The following is a 17,300-nucleotide window of genomic DNA, read 5'->3' on the forward strand; positions in this document are numbered from 1 at the left end:
GTTTTTTATGGCCGCCGCAAAGGGCGGATTACGCAGGGGCTGGGAACAATCGGCGAAGTTCTTCGGGGACGGGCCGGCCTTTACGTGAGTTTACATCCATCGCCACGCTGGTAACGATGGCATCCGCGCACAGCTCATGCTGTTCGTTGTATATCCGCTGGGCCATGACGTAACTCGTGCGGCCCATGGACTCGGGTTCCGTCACGACGGTCAGCCGTTCGCCTTGGCCGCACTCCTTGCGGTAATTGATATTGATATTGACGGTGACGGTCTGAACCCCGAGCCGTTTCAGCACATCATAATGCAGATCTCCCGCTTCGTACCATTCCTCCCGGCCCCACTCCAGGTATTCGAGGTATTTTGCATTGTTTACATGTCCGTTGACGTCGATCTCCGTGGGACGGACGATAATGTCCAGCGAAGTTTTCATCGTGGCTCGCTCCTTTTCAACTACTTCTTACCTCCTTGCTTACCCTACTTAACTGTTCTCCTTTCGGGAAGCGTTCTCCTTCAAAAGTCCATGCTAATGACAGCATTAAAGTTATTCGCTTTAAAAAAGTTAGTTGTTTTTTCTTGCAATTTTCAAAAGGGGGTGATAAGATTCATCATAAGATCAAACAATTTCATATGTTTAATCCTTCGGGGCAGGGTGAAATTCCCTACCGGCGGTGATGAACGCAGTGATTGAGCTTATCGAAGCAGAGTGCTGCGTCTTAGTCCGTGACCCGGATATGAATGTGACGTTTCACATCGTATGCGGTGGACCTGGTGCAAATCCGGGACCGACAGTATAGTCTGGATGGGAGAAGGAGTGAAAGACACATAAGCAGCACATGTTATTGTGTCTTTGCGCACAGCGTGACATGCGTTATGTGCAGGTTTTCACATGCAATTCAAAGCTGTGACGGCGTTTTTTTGGTTTCGCCTGTGACGGATTTGGGTCGCTTGCTATACGCGAAATCTGCATTCATGACGGTTATTTATCGTGTCAATGATTAACTTCCATCAAGCCCTGTTTAAGGATTCTTCGGAATCTTTGGCAGGGCTTTTTTGTATGAACGTTGGGAAAGGGGCATGTTTAGCATGGATATCGTCAACGATGAATTCTATATGTCACTTGCGCTGGATCTGGCTGAACGTGCGCAGGGCCAAACCGGGATCAACCCGGTAGTCGGCTGCGTCGTCGTTAAGGACGGTGCTCTCGCCGGGGTGGGCACGCATCTGGAACGCGGAACGCCGCATGCCGAGGTTCATGCCCTGAATATGGCCGGGCCGAAAGCGGCAGGCAGTACCGTGTACGTGACATTGGAGCCCTGCAGTCACTACGGCGCAACGCCGCCTTGCAGCGAGAGGCTTATCGCCGAGGGCGTTCGGCGGGTGGTTGTGGCCTGCGAGGATCCGAATCCCCTCGTGGCGGGCAGAGGGATTCAGATGCTGCGCGCAGCGGGAATCGAGGTTGAAACGGGTATCCTTAAAGATCGCGCTCTTCGCCTGAACGAAGCCTTTGTTAAATTCATTACGTCGGGCCGGCCCTTCGTCACGTTAAAGACGGCCAGCACGCTGGACGGCAAGATCGCTTCGAAAACCGGGGACAGCAAGTGGATCTCCAATGAAAAATCCCGGGAGCTGGTGCATACGCTGCGCCATCGCCATCAAGGCATCATGGTCGGCGTGTCTACGGTTATCGCGGATAACCCGAGCCTGACGACCCGGCTTGGCGTTGAGGGGCTGCACCCGGTCAGGATCATCGTGGATTCGAGCCTGAGGATACCGCTCGACAGCCATGTCGTGTCAGACGGATTGGCGCCCACCTGGATCCTGACGACGGAGCAGGCGGATGACACGAAGCGGACCGAGTTGGAAGAGCTTGGTGTTCAGGTCATCCCCTGCGGGCCTGGACCGCGGGTGGATCTGAAGGGAGCGCTGCTGCAATTGGGACAAAAGGGGATCGCCTCGATTTTGCTGGAAGGCGGCGGTACGCTTAATGGCTCGATGCTGGAGCAGAAGCTGGTGGACCGGCTCATCCAGTTTATCGCTCCCAAAATCATCGGCGGGAATGATGCGCCGGGAAATTACATGTTCAGCGGTTATGAACAGATGAACCAAGCGATTTCGCTGACAGGACTTGAGACCGAAAGACTGGGCGACAATATCTACGTCACTGGCATTCCGGTCTGGAAATAAGGAGCGAGAAAGGAGGGAAGCCTGTGTTTACTGGATTGGTCGAGGAGATCGGCGAGATGCGGCGTATCGGGCGCCAAGGGGAGGCCATGCTGCTGAGCATTTCCGCTAACCGGATTATGGACGATCTGAAGCTGGGCGACAGCGTATCCGTAAATGGCGTCTGCTTGACGGCTACGGCGATCGACAAGGGCGTATTTACGGTTGACGTTATGCCGGAAACCTATAGGAATACGAATCTCAAGGAGCTGCAGCCGGGCGGGAAGGTTAATTTGGAACGGGCGATGGCAGCCGGAGGGAGATTCGGAGGCCATATCGTTCAGGGACACGTGGATGGCATCGGCGTCATTCGGAGCGTAAAGGCCGATCAGAATGCAGTGGTATACGAGATTTCGCCCACGAATGGGGACGTATTCAAATATATCATTCCGAAAGGCTCGGTCACATTGGATGGAATCAGCTTGACCGTTGTCAAAACGACGGATTCCTCCTTTACGGTGTCCATCATTCCCCATACGCTGGCGGAGACGGTGCTCGCTTATAAAAAAGCGGACGACACGATTAATATCGAATGCGACATTTTGGGGAAATATGTAGATCACCTGCTGCACTACGGTTCGGAAGGCGCAGGAAGCAGAAGCGGCACGAAATCGGGGATCAGCAGGGATTACCTGGCCGAGCATGGCTTTGCCTAAGCCGTTTCTTGCATATAGAGATATCTCCATGAGAAGAAGGAGGAATAGGGATGGATGAGCGCTTTTCATTTCATACGATCGAAGAGGCGTTATCAGATTTGAAGGAAGGCAAGGTCGTCATCGTTGTTGATGACGAGGACCGCGAGAATGAAGGCGATTTTATCGCATTAGCGGATAAAGCTACCCCTGAGGTCATCAATTTCATGATCACCGAAGGCCGCGGGCTGGTCTGTTTGCCAATGACGCAGGCCAGGGCTCGGGAGCTCGATCTTAAACCGATGGTGACGCAAAACACGGACTATCATGGAACGGCCTTTACCGTCTCCATTGACCATAAGGACACCACGACGGGCATATCCGCTCATGAACGTTCCATAACCGTCAACGGCATCTTGGATCCAAATGCATCGGCCGCCGATTTTCGAAGACCGGGCCATATGTTTCCGCTGATTGCCAAAGACGGCGGCGTTCTTCGCCGGGCAGGACATACGGAGGCGGCTGTCGATCTAGCCCGCCTGAGCGGCTCCTATCCGGCAGGCGTCATCTGCGAGGTGATCAAGGAAGACGGCACGATGGCAAGGCTTCCAGACTTGATGGAGATCGCGAAAAAGCATGATCTGAAGCTGATCAGCATCAAGGATTTGATCCATTACCGCAACGAAAAAGAAAAGCTCGTGCAGCGCGAGGTGGCGGTGCGGATGCCGACCGACTACGGCGTGTTTCAAGCCGTAGCCTACACCAATGACGTGGACAACAAAGAGCATGTCGCATTGGTAAAAGGAGAGATCGACCCGAGTGAGCCGGTTCTCGTCCGCGTGCACTCCGAGTGCTTGACAGGGGATGTGTTCCACTCCCATCGCTGCGACTGCGGTCCGCAATTTGAGGCGGCCCTTCGCCAGATCGATGAAGCAGGCAGAGGCGTGCTTCTCTATATGCGCCAGGAGGGACGGGGCATCGGTTTGATCAACAAGCTGAAAGCCTATAAGTTGCAGGAAGAAGGGCTCGACACCGTCGATGCGAACCTGAAGCTAGGCTTTGCGGCGGATCTGCGCGATTACGGCATCGGAGCCCAGATCCTGAAGGATTTGGGCGTAAGGAAGATCCGCCTGCTGACAAACAATCCGCGTAAAATCAAGGGGCTCGAAGGTTACGGCCTGGAGGTCGTGGAGCGCGTCCCGATTCAAATGCCGGAGAACGAGGATAACACGGGCTACCTGCACACCAAGCAAGCGAAGCTCGGTCATATGCTGAAGTTCAATGATATCGAGCAGAACGAGAGTGCCAATTAATCACCAACCCAATAAAAGGTCTTTTTGAGAAGACGGATTTGCCGAGGCATTGATGAGCAGAGGAGCAAATTAGTTCTGGAGAAGCGCCAGCGGTCGCCTTTAACTCCTGATTTCCACCTTGAATAAATAGTTCATGAAATCAGGAGTTAACAGCGATCGGAAGAACGATTTGATCCGGCAGCGACTGAAATGCACAGCAATTGCTATGATCACTGCAAGACCTTATATAAACTCCAACCCGAAAGGAAGTCATCCAACATGGCAACAATATTTGAAGGTCATTTAGTATCCGAAGGTTTGAAATACGGCATCGTGGTAGGTCGTTTCAACGAATTCATCACCAGCAAGCTGCTTGGCGGGGCACTGGACGCCTTGAAGCGTCACGGCGCACAGGACAACGAAATCGACGTCGCCTGGGTGCCGGGGGCGTTTGAAATTCCGCTCATCGCCCAAAAGATGGCAGAAAGCGGCAAATACGATGCGATCATCACCTTGGGAACCGTCATTCGCGGCTCCACCACGCACTATGATTATGTGTGCAACGAAGTGGCCAAGGGCGTGTCCGCCATTAACCTGAAGACCGGCGTACCAACGATTTTCGGCGTCGTCACGACGGAGAACATTGAACAAGCCGTCGAACGGGCGGGAACGAAGGCAGGCAATAAAGGCTGGGATTCCGCCATGGCGGCCATTGAAATGGCGAACTTGACGAAAAGCCTAAAATAGTGCTTATTTAATGTAGTGCTCTTTTTATAGAGCACTGCATTTTATTTTTGGCGGGAGGATTCACCGTGACCGTATTATACAAGCTGGAAACGTTTGAAGGACCGCTCGATCTGCTGCTGCACTTGATTGATAAAGCGGAAATCGACATCCAGGATATTCCCGTCAGCGAGATTACCGAACAATACATGGCCTATTTGCACAACATGCAGGAGCTGGAACTGGAAATTACGAGCGAATTTCTGGTGATGGCTGCAACGCTGCTGTCTATAAAGAGCAAGCTATTGCTTCCGAAGCCTCCGGTTATCGAAATGGACGAGTTCGATTTTTTTGAAGAGGATGACATGGATCCGAGAGCGGAACTCATCGCGAAGCTGATCGAATACCGCAAGTACAAAGGCATCGCCCGTCATCTGCATGAGAAGGAATGGGAACGCAGCATGATTTACTCCAAGGAAGCGGAGGATCTGACTCCTTACATGCCGGAAGTGGAAGAGAACCCGGTGCAGGGATTACATATCTCGGATTTGATCGCAGCTTTTCAAAAAGCGTTAAGTAAAGCCGTCAAACGCACATCGTATGCCCGCATCCAGCGGGATGAAATATCGGTTAAGGACCGGATCCGGCAGGTGATGGACGCTTTGGAGCAGGTCGGGCCGGGAGGCAGGATTCTGTTCTCCAAGCTGCTGCACGAGGAGATGGAGCGCCATGAAATCGTGGTGACCTTTCTGGCTATCTTGGAGCTGATGAAGATGAAGCAAATCCTGTGCTACCAAGAGAAATTGTTTGAAGATATCGTCATGGAGTGGAGAGGGGAAGAACGCATTGATGGAATATCCGAAGCTGAAATCGATTATTGAGGGGCTTCTGTTCCTGGCGGGAGAAGAGGGCTTGTCGGTAAAGCAAATTGCTGAAATCACCGAGCAATCGGATGGCCTCGTTGGCGAAGCGCTGGAGGATATGAAGGAAGAATGGGAGCGATATGAACGGGGAATTCAGATCGTGCAGATTGCAGGGAGCTACAAAATCGCGACGCTGGCCGAGCACGCCCCGTATTTCGAACGTCTGGCGTATTCGCCTTCCCGCTCCTCATTGTCGCAAGCCGCGCTCGAGACGCTTTCCATCGTGGCCTATCGGCAGCCGATTACGCGGGTGGAGATTGAAGACATTCGAGGCGTCAAGTCCGAAAGAGCCATCCATACGCTGGTAAGCAAAGGGTTGATTGAAGAAGTCGGACGCGCGGAGGCGATTGGCAGACCGATTCTGTATGGAACGACCAAATCGTTTCTGGATTATTTCGGGCTTGCGAACATCAAGGATTTGCCGGAGCCGTCGCAATTCGAGGATAACGATCATCTGGAAGAGGAAACGCAGCTGCTGTTCGACAAGCTTGACGGACAACAGCTTACGTTTGATGATGTGGAGGAAAGCTGAAAGCTAGCCATCATATATGGTATAATGCTTCATTTGAGAAATGGGTCCTGAGCGTGGATAATCCGCGTCCGGGACCTTTTTTTGTCGTTCCAGGCATATGAAAGCAGAGGATCGAAGCAGTTTCGCATCATTTGGAGACCCTTTTGCCATACTAAGCCAAGCGGATTACATTTTACTAAGTTCGTTTTGGGGGTTACTTCGTGAGGATATGGATCTTTCTTGCGGTCGGCCTGGTCGTTCTCCTTATCGCATTGCTGATCGTTGTGCTAAGCTCGAAGGTCACGATAAAGCTGGACGTGGTCCTAAGAAAAAATGAATATAAAGTATTGGCGGAAATGAAAATGCTCTTTGGATGGATCACGCGCAAATACGAAGTTCCCTTTCACTTGGCCAACGGTGGCATTGAGTATAAAAAAGAGACCGTTCCCGTGGACGAGGGGACTGAGCTCGGTTCCAAAGAAAACAAAGAAACTTCAAGGCGAACTATACGATATAGGGACTATGTGCGGGTCTTGCTGACTACTAAAGGATTTAAAAAGTGGGCAAGGCAAACGATGGCGGCCGTTCATCTCATGGATGTGCGCTGGTCAACCCGGATTGCTTTGGAGCATGCGGCCGATACCGCGGTTGCAACCGGGCTGCTTCATGCTGTTAAGCATACCATTATGGGATGGATGTCGTACCGGCTGATTATGGATGAGCTGCCGGAAATCCAGGTGGTACCGGTCTTTAACGGTCCGCCGCAAATTTCCACAGAGCTTTGCTGCATAGCGAAAATCTCCTGCGGAAAAGCTATGTATGCTGGACTGGTACTTATAGTTCGCGTGTTAAAGGTGAAAGGAGGAATTAGATCATGGCAGAACACCCTATTCAAGGCTTGATGCAAACGGCTATGGAGAACATCAAGGGAATGGTGGACGTGAATACGATCGTAGGCGACCCCGTGAATACCCCTGACGGCAGCGTCATTTTGCCAATCAGTAAGGTGGCGTTTGGTTTTGCAGCGGGCGGGAGCGACTACAACGTTGAAGCAGGCGGCACACACCATAATACCGCTAACGGGACGCATACCGACCATAATGCCCTTCCTTTTGGCGGCGGCAGCGGCGGTGGCGTGTCCATCCGGCCGATAGCTTTCCTGGTCGTGGGTAAAGAAGGCGTGCACATCGTTCCGCTGGACAACCAGACACATCTGTTTGAACGGATTATCGATGCGACCCCGTATTTACTCGATCAAATCCAGTCGATGTTTCAATCGGGAAGCAATGCCGCAGGCAGCACGACGCCTCCGCCGGCATACTGATTGAAGCAGGCAGATCCCTTTCGTTCATGACGGAAGGGATTTTTGCTGCAATGAAATGGACATACCTTCAGCGAGGACGACATATACTTGTACAAGATTTCTGAACACCGGAGGATAAAATGATGAAAATGAAATGGACGAACCGCAAGTCTATGTTATCCATGTTGATCGCCATATGCTGCTTGCTGGTTACGGCTGTCCCTGTACATGCAGATCACGAGCAAGGCCCGTCCAATCATGCACAGGCAGCTGCGCTGATTGACGTGACGTCCGGGAGAATGCTGTACAGCAAGAACGGGGACGAGCGTTTAAGAATCGCCAGCTTGACCAAGATTATGACCGCCATCGTGGCCATTGAACACGGCAAGCTGGATGATCGCGTCAAAGTCTCCAAGAATGCTTTTGCCAAAGAGGGCTCCTCGATCTTCCTGAAGCTTGGCGAGGAGATGACCCTTGAGAATCTGCTGTACGGCTTGATGCTGCGCTCCGGCAACGATGCTGCCACGGCCATTGCGGAGCATGTCGGCGGTACGGAAGAAGGCTTTGTGTTATTGATGAACGAGAAGGCCGCCTCGCTCGGCATGACGAATTCGCATTTTATGAATCCGCATGGACTGGATCACGACGAGCATTACTCGTCAGCGCATGACGTAGCCAAACTGACGGCATATGCCCTCAAGAATCCGGTCTTTAGCGAGATCGTCAAAACCCCTACCAAGAAAGCGCCCAACCCGAATGAAGCATGGGACTACAAATGGGACAACAAAAACAAAATGCTGCGCTTCTACGAAGGGGCGGACGGCGTCAAAACGGGTTACACCAAAAAAGCATTCCGCTGCCTGGTGAGCTCTGCTACTCGTAACGGTCAGCAAATCGCAGCGGTAACACTGAATGACGGCAACGATTGGAACGACCATTCCAACATGCTGGATTATGGCTTTGCTCATTTTCCACTGAAAAAGGTCACGGAAAAGGGACAGAAAATCCAGGGCTATCCGCTCGTCACGGGCAGTTCCTTCACTTATGCGTTCGCGCATGATGAGGAAGCGCGCCTGGTGAAGAGACTGGTCTTGCATAAAGCAAGCACGCCCGACTTGTCTTTTGGGCTGCGGGGGCATATTGAGCTGCTGCTCGATAATGTCAGCATCGGCAAGGTTCCGGTTTACACGGAAGGAAGCAAACTTCCTGAAGCCCCTGAGGTCTTGCAAAAGTCCAGGAGCGCTCTGGGGCCCGTCGGTTCCTTGTCGCTTTGGCAGTCTGCAGGAGAAGTGCTCCGGCATCTGTTCAGGGGCGCACATAACTAGCCTTCGCTAAAGAATCGTGTATTCTCATAACAGCGGGGCAGCAAAACGGGGGCGAAGAGATGATCAATTTGATTTGGATGGGGATGATTGTGATCGGGTTTTGTTTTGCGGCCGTCAACGGGAACATCGACAGCGTCACGAAAGCCGCATTCGACGGAGCCCAAACGGGTGTAACCGTCTCCTTCGGTCTTATCAGCATACTGGTATTCTGGCTTGGCATGATGCGGCTCGCAGAGGACGCGGGTCTGCTGAAAAAAGTGGCCAGGCTGCTGGGGCCGGTTGTCCGCTTCCTGTTCCCGGATGTACCGAAAAATCATCCCGCAATGGGATACATATTGTCCAATATGAGCGCCAATTTGTTCGGTCTGGGCAATGCGGCGACCCCGATGGGAATCAAAGCGATGCAGGAGCTTCAGAAATTGAATCCGGATAAGGAAACGGCATCTCCGGCGATGTGCACCCTCCTGGCGTTAAACACGGCCAGCATTACGCTGATACCGACAACGCTGATCGCGATCAGGCTAAATTATGAATCTGCCAATCCTTCGGAAATCGTCGGAACCACGCTATTGGCCACTGCGATTGCGACGGCCGCGGCAATTATCGCCGACCGATGGTATCGCAGACGAACGATGCGCCGCCAGAAGCCGCCCGGAATCGGTACAGGCCTGAACCCGGACGTGAAGGGGTGATGAGTCTTGCTGTCTTGGATTAATCTCGTTTCCGCCTGGTCAATACCCATTATTATCGCATTTATTCCTCTTTATGCTTATACGCGCAAAGTGCCCGTATACGAATCGTTTGTGGACGGAGCCAAGGACGGCTTCTCCACGGCGATCGGGATCATTCCGCATTTGGTTGGCATGATGGTCGCCATAAGCGTATTCCGCTCTTCCGGCGCCCTGGAGTTTTTTGTCGGTTGGACGGGCCCTTTTTTGCAATCGCTCGGCGTACCTAGCGAGATTCTGCCTTTGGGAATATTACGGCCGCTGACAGGTACGGGCTCCCTCGCTTACACAACGGAGCTGATCCGCGCATACGGACCGGATTCGATGATCGGCCGAATCGCTTCGACCATACAGGGAAGCACGGACACTACCTTATACGTGTTGACCGTCTATTTTGGCGCCGTGGGCATCCGCAATGGCCGCTATGCGTTGAAGGTCGGACTGTTCTCCGATTTGGTCGGGTTTATTGCGGCGATTGCCGTCTGCTTGCTGGTGTTCGGTTAATTGATTTCATGGACGACTGTTAGAAAGCCGAAAGCAAGTCATATAGTAAGAAGGTGCGTTTTTTCAATGTAACAGGACGTATGCCTATACCCTTGATTCCGCCATGTCATATACTGCTGCAATCACAATTTGTAGTAGGGGTGATGGGATGGAAATCGAGGGTTTTGTTATTCATCATACCGTGTGCGCGCAGGAACCGCGGAACTGGGATTTTAAGATCCATCCGGACGGCTCCGTGTCCGCTTCTTCCGTGCTGGTCCAACCGGGACAGATCCACATCTGTCTGGAGGGCGACTTCAATGCCAGCTACGAGTCGATGACGCTGGACCAGAAAACGCAGCTGTTTACCGCCAGCAAAATCATTTTGGAGCTGTCCAGACTCCATGATATTTCCCCGCTCTACTTATTTCCCCACTCCGACACCTGCCCAGGGGCACATTTTCCATGGAACGCGCTTGTGATTTATCCTGTCGATGGTTATCATTAGGGATGAGGTGACCTAACGAACATGGAGAGATTACAGAAAATTATGGCACAGGCCGGAGTCGCTTCCCGCCGCAAGTGCGAGGAATTGATTCTTGAAGGCAAGGTGCAGGTAAACGGTGAGACCGTTACCGAGCTCGGCACGAAGGCCGATCCAGCCCAGGATATCATTACGGTTTCAGGCAAACCGATTAAGAATGAGAAAAAGGTATATGTCATGCTGAATAAGCCGAAGGGAGTCATTACAAGCGCTTCCGATCCCGAAGGCCGTAAAATTGTATCGGATTATCTCAAAGGCATTAAAGAGCGGGTATATCCGATTGGACGTTTGGACTACGATACGGAGGGTCTTTTGCTGCTGACTAACGACGGGGAGTTTGCCAATCTGCTCAGCCACCCCAAATACCATGTGCCCAAGACTTATTTGGCTACCGTGAAAGGGGTGCCCCACGGCACCGAGCTGGACAAGCTTCGTCAAGGGATTATGCTGGAGGACGGAATGACGTCTCCTGCGGAAGTGGAGTATAAGGACGTGGATCCGGACAATAAACAATCCGTTATTTCGATCACGATTCATGAAGGCCGCAATCGTCAAGTGAGAAGGATGTTCGAGGCGATTTCCCATCCGGTATTGAGATTGAAGCGGATATCTTACGGGGATCTGCTGCTGCAAAATTTAAAGCGGGGCTTGTACCGCCATTTGACGGCGGACGAAATCAACCAGCTCCTGCAGATGGCGAAAGCCGCAAAGCCGGGTGGGAAACCGAAGAAAAAACGTTAAACCCGACACATAATATTCAAAATGGCGAGCGGCGTTTATGACAAATTTCGTTATAATTGTTCATAGGATGTTCACACCCGTAGTATGCGATATGATGAATGTCATAGAAAGGAAGCTGCTGCTATATGGGCAAATCTAAGAAAAGCGTACAGATTGTTATTCTGCTTGCCATCATCCTGATCGGAGTGTACGCCGTTGCAACCGTTGTATTCGGCTCTGATGAGGTTCCCAAAGTAGGGCAAAAGGCAGCGGATTTCGAACTTCTAGGCATGGATGGCAACGTACATACCATGAGTGAATACGAAGGCAAGGCCAGGGTTATTAATTTCTGGGGCACCTACTGTCCGCCGTGCGTGCGGGAAATGCCGGCACTTCAAGCCCAGTGGGAAAAATGGAGCGGCCAGGGCGTTGAGATCATCGGAATCAATGTGGGCGAGAACAAAATGACGGTAGAGAATTTTGTTGCTCAAACCGGCGTGAAATTCCCCATCCTGATGGATCCCAAGCGGAACGCTGTTGCCAGCTTCGGGGTTGGGCCGATGCCAACGACCTTTTTTGTTACGGCCTCCGGCAAGATTGACCATATTCGCATAGGCGAACTGGATTTGAACACCCTTGACAAACAAATTGAACAGTTGGTGAATGCGAAATGAGTCAAGGTTCCAAGCCTTTGATCCAGAATACGAAGTGTGATTGTGGACACCAGAATCCAACGGGGACGGTCCTCTGCGAGGCTTGCGGCAAGCCGCTGACCGAGGAAGCGGAGGCCCAGCCGATTCTGGAAATGCGGTATGACGGCGTTGCCCGTCGATCGCAGAAAGAAAATCCCGGTATTATCGATCGGGTATGGAATTTCTTCTCTTCGGTAAAAGTAGCAATATATCTCATATTGCTAACCTTGATCGGCTCCTCGCTGGGGACGATCTTTCCGCAGGAGAGCACTTTCCTTAACATTGACCCCTCTGTCTACTACAAAGAGGAGTACGGACAGCTGGGGCATATTTATTACTTGCTCGGGCTGTCACATACATATACGTCTTGGTGGTTCGTTCTGCTGCTCGTCATGATCGGCGCATCGCTTGTCATTTGCAGTCTTGACCGTGTCCTGCCGCTCTACAAAGCGCTCAGCAGACAACGGATTCCGAAGCATATGTCCTTTCTTACCCGTCAGAAGGTGGTATACCAAGGACAAGTCCAAGAGGACGGGGCCGACTGGGTTGAGCGGATTAAGCCGATCATTAAGAAAAAGGGCTATCGCGTTCGAACGGACGGCGGGACGCTTCTGGCAGAGAAGCAGCGGTTCAGCCGCTGGGGCCCTTATGTTCTTCATATCGGCCTGATTATCTTCCTTCTCGCTGTTTTGGGACGGAACCTGCCGGGACTGCATATGGACGAGCATATGGCCTTTCCCCAGGATGAGCCTGTGCACATCAAGAACACCAGCTACTATTTATTGAACGACGGCTTTAAGGTTGAATTCTATACCGAGGACGATATGCCTGAAGAATTCAAAGGCAAGAACAAAGTGCTGCCGAAGGAATTCCAAACCCAGGCCATCCTGTATATGTGCGAGGCCAATTGCGACGATCTCGATAAAGAGCCTCAGCTCGTGGAATTGACGCGCCATAACATCGAAGTGAACCATCCGCTCAATTACAAAGGGTTAAAGGCTTATCAATTCGATTATGATCTGACCCCGATTCTCCGTACGGTTTCGCCGATGCTGATTGACAGCAAGAGCGGTAAGGAATACGGCAAAATCACGCTGTCCATCAACGATCCCCAAAGAGTATATCAGGCAGGGGAATATACGTTAACGCTTACACAGTCCTTTACCGATTTTGGGCTGGGCGATAACGGCAAGCCGGTCAACTTGTCACCTAACCCGAATGCGCCTGCATTCTTATTTCTGATTAAGGGACCTGATCTGCCGAAGGAAGGCATTCAGTACTTCTACTTCCCTAAACAGATCGATAAGGAACGTTTCAATCAAGAAGCGATCAATGCGCAGCTGGCGGGTGGGGAGGCACTCGTAAAACTGGATGTGCTCAGCATGGACGATGTGGACTTTTCGGAATCGACGACTTATCTGAATATTCGTGTGGATAAAGCCATGCCGTTCATTTGGGTTGGTTGTTTCATCGGTATGATCGGCTTGATCATGGGCTTTTATTTCACCCATCGCCGGATCTGGCTGCGTATTGATAACGGAACGCTGACGCTGGGCGCGCATACGAACAAGAACTGGTTTGGACTTCGCAAGGAGATCTCCGCGATCCTCAAGCAAATGAATATCGAAGTCGATGAAAAGTCATTGGAGAATAACAGGGGGACTAAGCATGAATCTAATTGATTTCAGCGGCGACGCATTTATCGTCGCCTTTACCTTATACTGCGTGGCATTTATCATGTACGGACTTGCCGTCATGGGACGCCGGTTCCGCAAACGCGACCCGGAAGCCCATTTGGCGAAGTGGGGTAAGATCGCATTTGTTACGACAACGATCGGTTTGATCGGACACTTGCTATACTTCTTTACTAGATGGGCGGGCTCGGGGCATGTGCCGGTCAGCAATATGTATGAGTTTATGTCCTTCTTGTCGATGGCAATCATGATTGCCTTCCTCGTACTTTATTTTATCTACAAAAAATCGCTGCTCGGATTGTTTGCACTGCCTCTGGCAATCCTGATCATGGCCTATGCCGCCGTGTTCCCGCAGCAGGTGCAGCCGCTCATTCCTTCGCTTCAGTCCTATTGGCTGGGTATCCACGTTACATTGGCGGCATTGGGCGATGCGTTTTTTGCGGTCGGCTTTATTGCCGGCTTGATGCACCTGCTCCGGACCGTTAACTTTAGCGGAACGGACAAGGGTGCGCGCAGGGAACAGCGCTGGCTTGAGCTCGTCATGTTTGCCATCGTGGTGCTGATCGGATTTATTTTGTCGGTATACAGCTTCCGTGCAGGCGGATATCAGGCGGAGTTTAACCAGACATTGGTTGACCCGAAGACAGAAAATAGTACAATAGTAAAAGTGGAATATAACATGCCTCCGCTTGTCGCACCTTATAAAAGCGAAACGGAGAGCATGCAGTCTTTCTTGGGCATGAAATCTCCACTCATGGAAGCTCCGTCCTGGATGCACGGCGTGAACGCTGGACGTAAGCTGAATACGGTGGTATGGTCGCTGGTCACCGGATTGATCCTTTACGGATTGCTCCGCCTGATCCTGCGCAAACCGCTGGCTAAATTCATTCAGCCCGCACTCCATCGACTGGATCCGGATGATCTGGACGAAATCAGTTATCGAGCCATCGCGATCGGCTTCCCCGTATTTACGCTTGGCGGTCTCATCTTCGCCATGATCTGGGCAGAGATTGCATGGGGCCGATTCTGGGGCTGGGATCCGAAGGAAGTATGGGCGCTTATTACTTGGTTGTTCTACAGCGTGTACCTTCATCTCCGGCTATCGCGCGGATGGCAGGGCAAATATTCGTCCTGGCTGTCCGTTATCGGCTTTATCGTGGTCATGTTCACGCTGGTCGGCGTCAACTTGATTATCGCGGGTCTGCATTCCTATGCAGGCACCGACTAATGGCAATTGAATAGATGTGAATTAACAATCAGAAGGGCCCTTTCTTAATCAAGAGGGCCACTTCTGATTTTCCCTATAAAAATGAAGGAGTTGGCTGCCAATGTCTGAGCACGGAAATCGCATTCTTGTTGTTGATGATGAGGAACGGATTCGCCGTTTGTTGAAAATGTATCTGGAGAAGGAAGGATATGAAATCGAGGAGGCGGAGGATGGGGAGACTGCTCTTCGCAAAGCAAGCTCGGAGGATTACGGGCTTGTTATTCTGGATGTCATGCTGCCCGGCATGGACGGCGTTGAAGTATGCACCCGCCTTCGTCAGGTGAAGTCTACGCCGATCCTGATGCTGACCGCCAAAGGCGAGGAGATTAACCGCGTTCAGGGATTCGAGGTGGGCGCCGACGATTATGTGGTGAAACCGTTCAGTCCTCGCGAGGTGATCTATCGCGTTAAAGCCATATTGCGCCGTTCGTCCGCGACGGCTTATCTGAGCAAGGAGCCGAATCCAAGCAACAGCATCGTATTCCCTCACTTGATCATTGAACACGATGCCCACCGCGTGACGGCCGGCGGGCATGAAATCAGCCTGACGCCGAAGGAATACGAGCTTCTGCACTATTTGGCCTCGTCCCCGGACAAAGTGTTCTCGCGGGAAGAACTGCTGAAGGATGTTTGGAATTACGAGTTTTTTGGCGATCTTCGCACGGTCGATACCCATGTGAAGCGTCTGCGCGAAAAATTGAATAAGGTATCCGCGGAGTCCGCAGCGATGATTACGACCGTATGGGGAGTAGGCTACAAGCTGGAGGTACCGAAGTAACGTGAGTTTTTGGAGATCACTTGTCGGCAAGCTGTGGATTACGATAACCTGTTTGGTCGCGTGCGTACTGCTGACGCTCGGTTTATTCTTGCTCCCTTATATCGATACCACCTTCGCGAACTCGGATGCCATCAAGCGTTTATTTACTTATGTCGCCATTATCGGCTTTTCGATGACCACCTTTTTCGGGTTGTTCCTGCTGACGAAAATTACGCAGCCCATGCAGCAGCTCATCGAGGCAGCCAACGATATCCGTAAAGGGAAATACGGCACGCGGTTGAACCTTGTGACCAGTGATGAGATCGGCGAGCTGGCCAATACGTTTAACCATATGGCAGCGGAGCTGGAAACGAACATCCGCAATTTGAACCACGAGAAGGAGCACCTGTCCAGCGTGCTGAGAAGCATGAGCGACGCCGTGATTACGTTTGACAATCACGGGCAGGTCATCCTGGTGAACCCGCCGGGACTGGAAATCATGAAGACCTGGAAAGGGCTGCAGTGGGACGATGAGCTTCAGGGCGGAGGCTGGGCGGCCGATGTCATGCCAAAACCGCTCAGCGAGTTATATTACGCCACCGTCAACGAAGGCAAAGACCAAAGCGCCGATCTGCATGTGAAGCAGGGAATCTGGTCAGCCCATATGGCCCCCCTGTATTCGGATGACGTGATCCGCGGAGCCGTCGTGGTGTTAAGGGACATAACCGAACAGGTTACATTAGAAAAGATGCGGACGGACTTCATTGCCAACGTGTCGCACGAAATACGGACGCCGCTGTCCATGATGCAGGGATACAGCGAAGCGCTCCTGGACGGCATGGCAGCTTCACCCGAAGAGAGCAGGGAGCTCATACAGGTCATTCATGAGGAATCCCTGCGGATGGGGCGTCTGGTGAAGGATCTGCTTGATTTGACGCGCATGGAGGCAGGGCATGCCGAGTTATCCCTGCGCGAGATGGATGCAGGCGAATTGTGCGAGCGGGTATTCCGGAAATTTGCGGTTCGAGCCAAAGAGCGGGATATCGATCTTCAGCTGAACAAGCTCCATTCGAATCTTCAGCTCGAAGCGGCGGATGAAGACAAGCTTGAACAGGTGCTGACCAATTTGCTGGATAACGCTTTCCGTCATACGCCTTCAGGCAAGAAAATTCAAATTACGGCAGACCGGATCGCCGTATCCAACACGGAGGCGCTCCAGGTGAAGGTTTGCGACCAGGGTGTCGGCATTCCGCCGGAAGACCTGCCTTTTGTATTCGAACGATTCTACAAGGCCGATAAGGCGCGTGTGCGTGGGGAGACGGTGGGAACCGGCATTGGCCTTGCCATCGTGAAAAATATCGTGACCGCGCACCATGGAACGATCAACGCGACAAGCGAAGTGGGGAAAGGCACCGTGTTTACGATGACGATCCCGACAAAAGCGGCAGAATCCTAGGGAATGCCCGCGCAAAAGACAAAACACGCT

General features: G+C 52.0%; 19 protein-coding genes and 1 riboswitch. Of the genes, 18 read left to right on the plus strand and 1 reads right to left on the minus strand.

Annotated features, from left to right (window positions below; all coding sequences use genetic code 11):
* Window positions 1–28: 28 nt before the first annotated feature.
* Window positions 29–430 carry an acyl-CoA thioesterase gene (locus M1D70_RS11045; protein WP_456289863.1) on the minus strand — a complete coding sequence of 134 codons (402 nt, stop codon included), beginning with the start codon at window positions 428–430 and terminating at the stop codon, window positions 29–31.
* A gap of 201 nt (window positions 431–631) precedes the next feature.
* A riboswitch (FMN riboswitch) is annotated at window positions 632–815 on the plus strand.
* Between the two features lie 268 nt (window positions 816–1,083).
* Between M1D70_RS11045 and ribD the strand changes: the two genes are divergently transcribed.
* The 18 genes from ribD (at window position 1,084) to M1D70_RS11135 (ending at window position 17,270) form a co-directional block, all read left to right on the plus strand.
* Complete coding sequence (ribD, locus tag M1D70_RS11050) at window positions 1,084–2,184, plus strand: bifunctional diaminohydroxyphosphoribosylaminopyrimidine deaminase/5-amino-6-(5-phosphoribosylamino)uracil reductase RibD (protein WP_456289864.1); 1,101 nt, start codon at window positions 1,084–1,086, stop codon at window positions 2,182–2,184.
* 23 nt (window positions 2,185–2,207) lie between these two features.
* On the plus strand, window positions 2,208–2,876 hold the full coding sequence (gene ribE / locus M1D70_RS11055; protein WP_456289865.1) for a riboflavin synthase: 669 nt from the start codon (window positions 2,208–2,210) through the stop codon (window positions 2,874–2,876).
* A gap of 50 nt (window positions 2,877–2,926) precedes the next feature.
* Window positions 2,927–4,165: a bifunctional 3,4-dihydroxy-2-butanone-4-phosphate synthase/GTP cyclohydrolase II gene (locus M1D70_RS11060; protein ID WP_009595119.1), complete on the plus strand. Its 1,239-nt coding sequence runs from the start codon at window positions 2,927–2,929 to the stop codon at window positions 4,163–4,165.
* A gap of 258 nt (window positions 4,166–4,423) precedes the next feature.
* Window positions 4,424–4,891, plus strand: coding sequence for a 6,7-dimethyl-8-ribityllumazine synthase (ribH, locus tag M1D70_RS11065; RefSeq protein WP_009595158.1), 468 nt, complete (start codon window positions 4,424–4,426; stop codon window positions 4,889–4,891).
* Window positions 4,892–4,956: 65 nt separating this feature from the next.
* Window positions 4,957–5,748, plus strand: coding sequence for a segregation and condensation protein A (locus tag M1D70_RS11070; RefSeq protein WP_009595095.1), 792 nt, complete (start codon window positions 4,957–4,959; stop codon window positions 5,746–5,748).
* Window positions 5,717–6,322 (plus strand): SMC-Scp complex subunit ScpB, encoded by a 606-nt coding sequence (scpB, locus tag M1D70_RS11075; RefSeq protein ID WP_009595153.1) that lies wholly within the window; start codon window positions 5,717–5,719, stop codon window positions 6,320–6,322. The genes M1D70_RS11070 and scpB overlap by 32 nt, the downstream gene beginning before the upstream one ends.
* A 200-nt stretch (window positions 6,323–6,522) precedes the next feature.
* Window positions 6,523–7,203: a DUF2953 domain-containing protein gene (locus M1D70_RS11080; RefSeq protein WP_009595104.1), complete on the plus strand. Its 681-nt coding sequence runs from the start codon at window positions 6,523–6,525 to the stop codon at window positions 7,201–7,203.
* On the plus strand, window positions 7,176–7,625 hold the full coding sequence (gene ytfJ / locus M1D70_RS11085; RefSeq protein ID WP_009595256.1) for a GerW family sporulation protein: 450 nt from the start codon (window positions 7,176–7,178) through the stop codon (window positions 7,623–7,625). The genes M1D70_RS11080 and ytfJ overlap by 28 nt, the downstream gene beginning before the upstream one ends.
* A gap of 119 nt (window positions 7,626–7,744) precedes the next feature.
* Window positions 7,745–8,929 carry a D-alanyl-D-alanine carboxypeptidase family protein gene (locus tag M1D70_RS11090; RefSeq protein WP_456289866.1) on the plus strand — a complete coding sequence of 395 codons (1,185 nt, stop codon included), beginning with the start codon at window positions 7,745–7,747 and terminating at the stop codon, window positions 8,927–8,929.
* A gap of 59 nt (window positions 8,930–8,988) precedes the next feature.
* Complete coding sequence (locus tag M1D70_RS11095; RefSeq protein WP_009595212.1) at window positions 8,989–9,621, plus strand: nucleoside recognition domain-containing protein; 633 nt, start codon at window positions 8,989–8,991, stop codon at window positions 9,619–9,621.
* A gap of 6 nt (window positions 9,622–9,627) precedes the next feature.
* Window positions 9,628–10,161, plus strand: a complete 534-nt coding sequence (locus M1D70_RS11100; RefSeq protein ID WP_009595151.1) for a spore maturation protein — start codon at window positions 9,628–9,630, stop codon at window positions 10,159–10,161.
* A 148-nt stretch (window positions 10,162–10,309) separates the two neighbouring features.
* Window positions 10,310–10,648: an N-acetylmuramoyl-L-alanine amidase gene (locus M1D70_RS11105; protein WP_433939235.1), complete on the plus strand. Its 339-nt coding sequence runs from the start codon at window positions 10,310–10,312 to the stop codon at window positions 10,646–10,648.
* 21 nt (window positions 10,649–10,669) lie between these two features.
* Window positions 10,670–11,425 carry a pseudouridine synthase gene (locus tag M1D70_RS11110; RefSeq protein WP_009595165.1) on the plus strand — a complete coding sequence of 252 codons (756 nt, stop codon included), beginning with the start codon at window positions 10,670–10,672 and terminating at the stop codon, window positions 11,423–11,425.
* 125 nt (window positions 11,426–11,550) lie between these two features.
* Entirely contained in the window at window positions 11,551–12,078 is a 528-nt protein-coding gene (locus M1D70_RS11115; protein ID WP_456289867.1) for a redoxin domain-containing protein, read from the plus strand.
* Entirely contained in the window at window positions 12,075–13,778 is a 1,704-nt protein-coding gene (resB, locus tag M1D70_RS11120; RefSeq protein ID WP_009595213.1) for a cytochrome c biogenesis protein ResB, read from the plus strand. The genes M1D70_RS11115 and resB overlap by 4 nt, the downstream gene beginning before the upstream one ends.
* A complete protein-coding gene (ccsB, locus tag M1D70_RS11125) occupies window positions 13,765–15,018 on the plus strand; it encodes a c-type cytochrome biogenesis protein CcsB (protein WP_009595211.1) in 1,254 nt (417 codons plus the stop codon). The genes resB and ccsB overlap by 14 nt, the downstream gene beginning before the upstream one ends.
* A 100-nt stretch (window positions 15,019–15,118) precedes the next feature.
* Window positions 15,119–15,835, plus strand: coding sequence for a response regulator transcription factor (locus M1D70_RS11130; RefSeq protein WP_009595176.1), 717 nt, complete (start codon window positions 15,119–15,121; stop codon window positions 15,833–15,835).
* Window position 15,836: 1 nt separating this feature from the next.
* Window positions 15,837–17,270, plus strand: a complete 1,434-nt coding sequence (locus tag M1D70_RS11135; RefSeq protein WP_009595229.1) for an ATP-binding protein — start codon at window positions 15,837–15,839, stop codon at window positions 17,268–17,270.
* Window positions 17,271–17,300: the final 30 nt, after the last annotated feature.

The sequence above is a fragment of the Paenibacillus sp. AK002 genome (assembly GCF_053903045.1).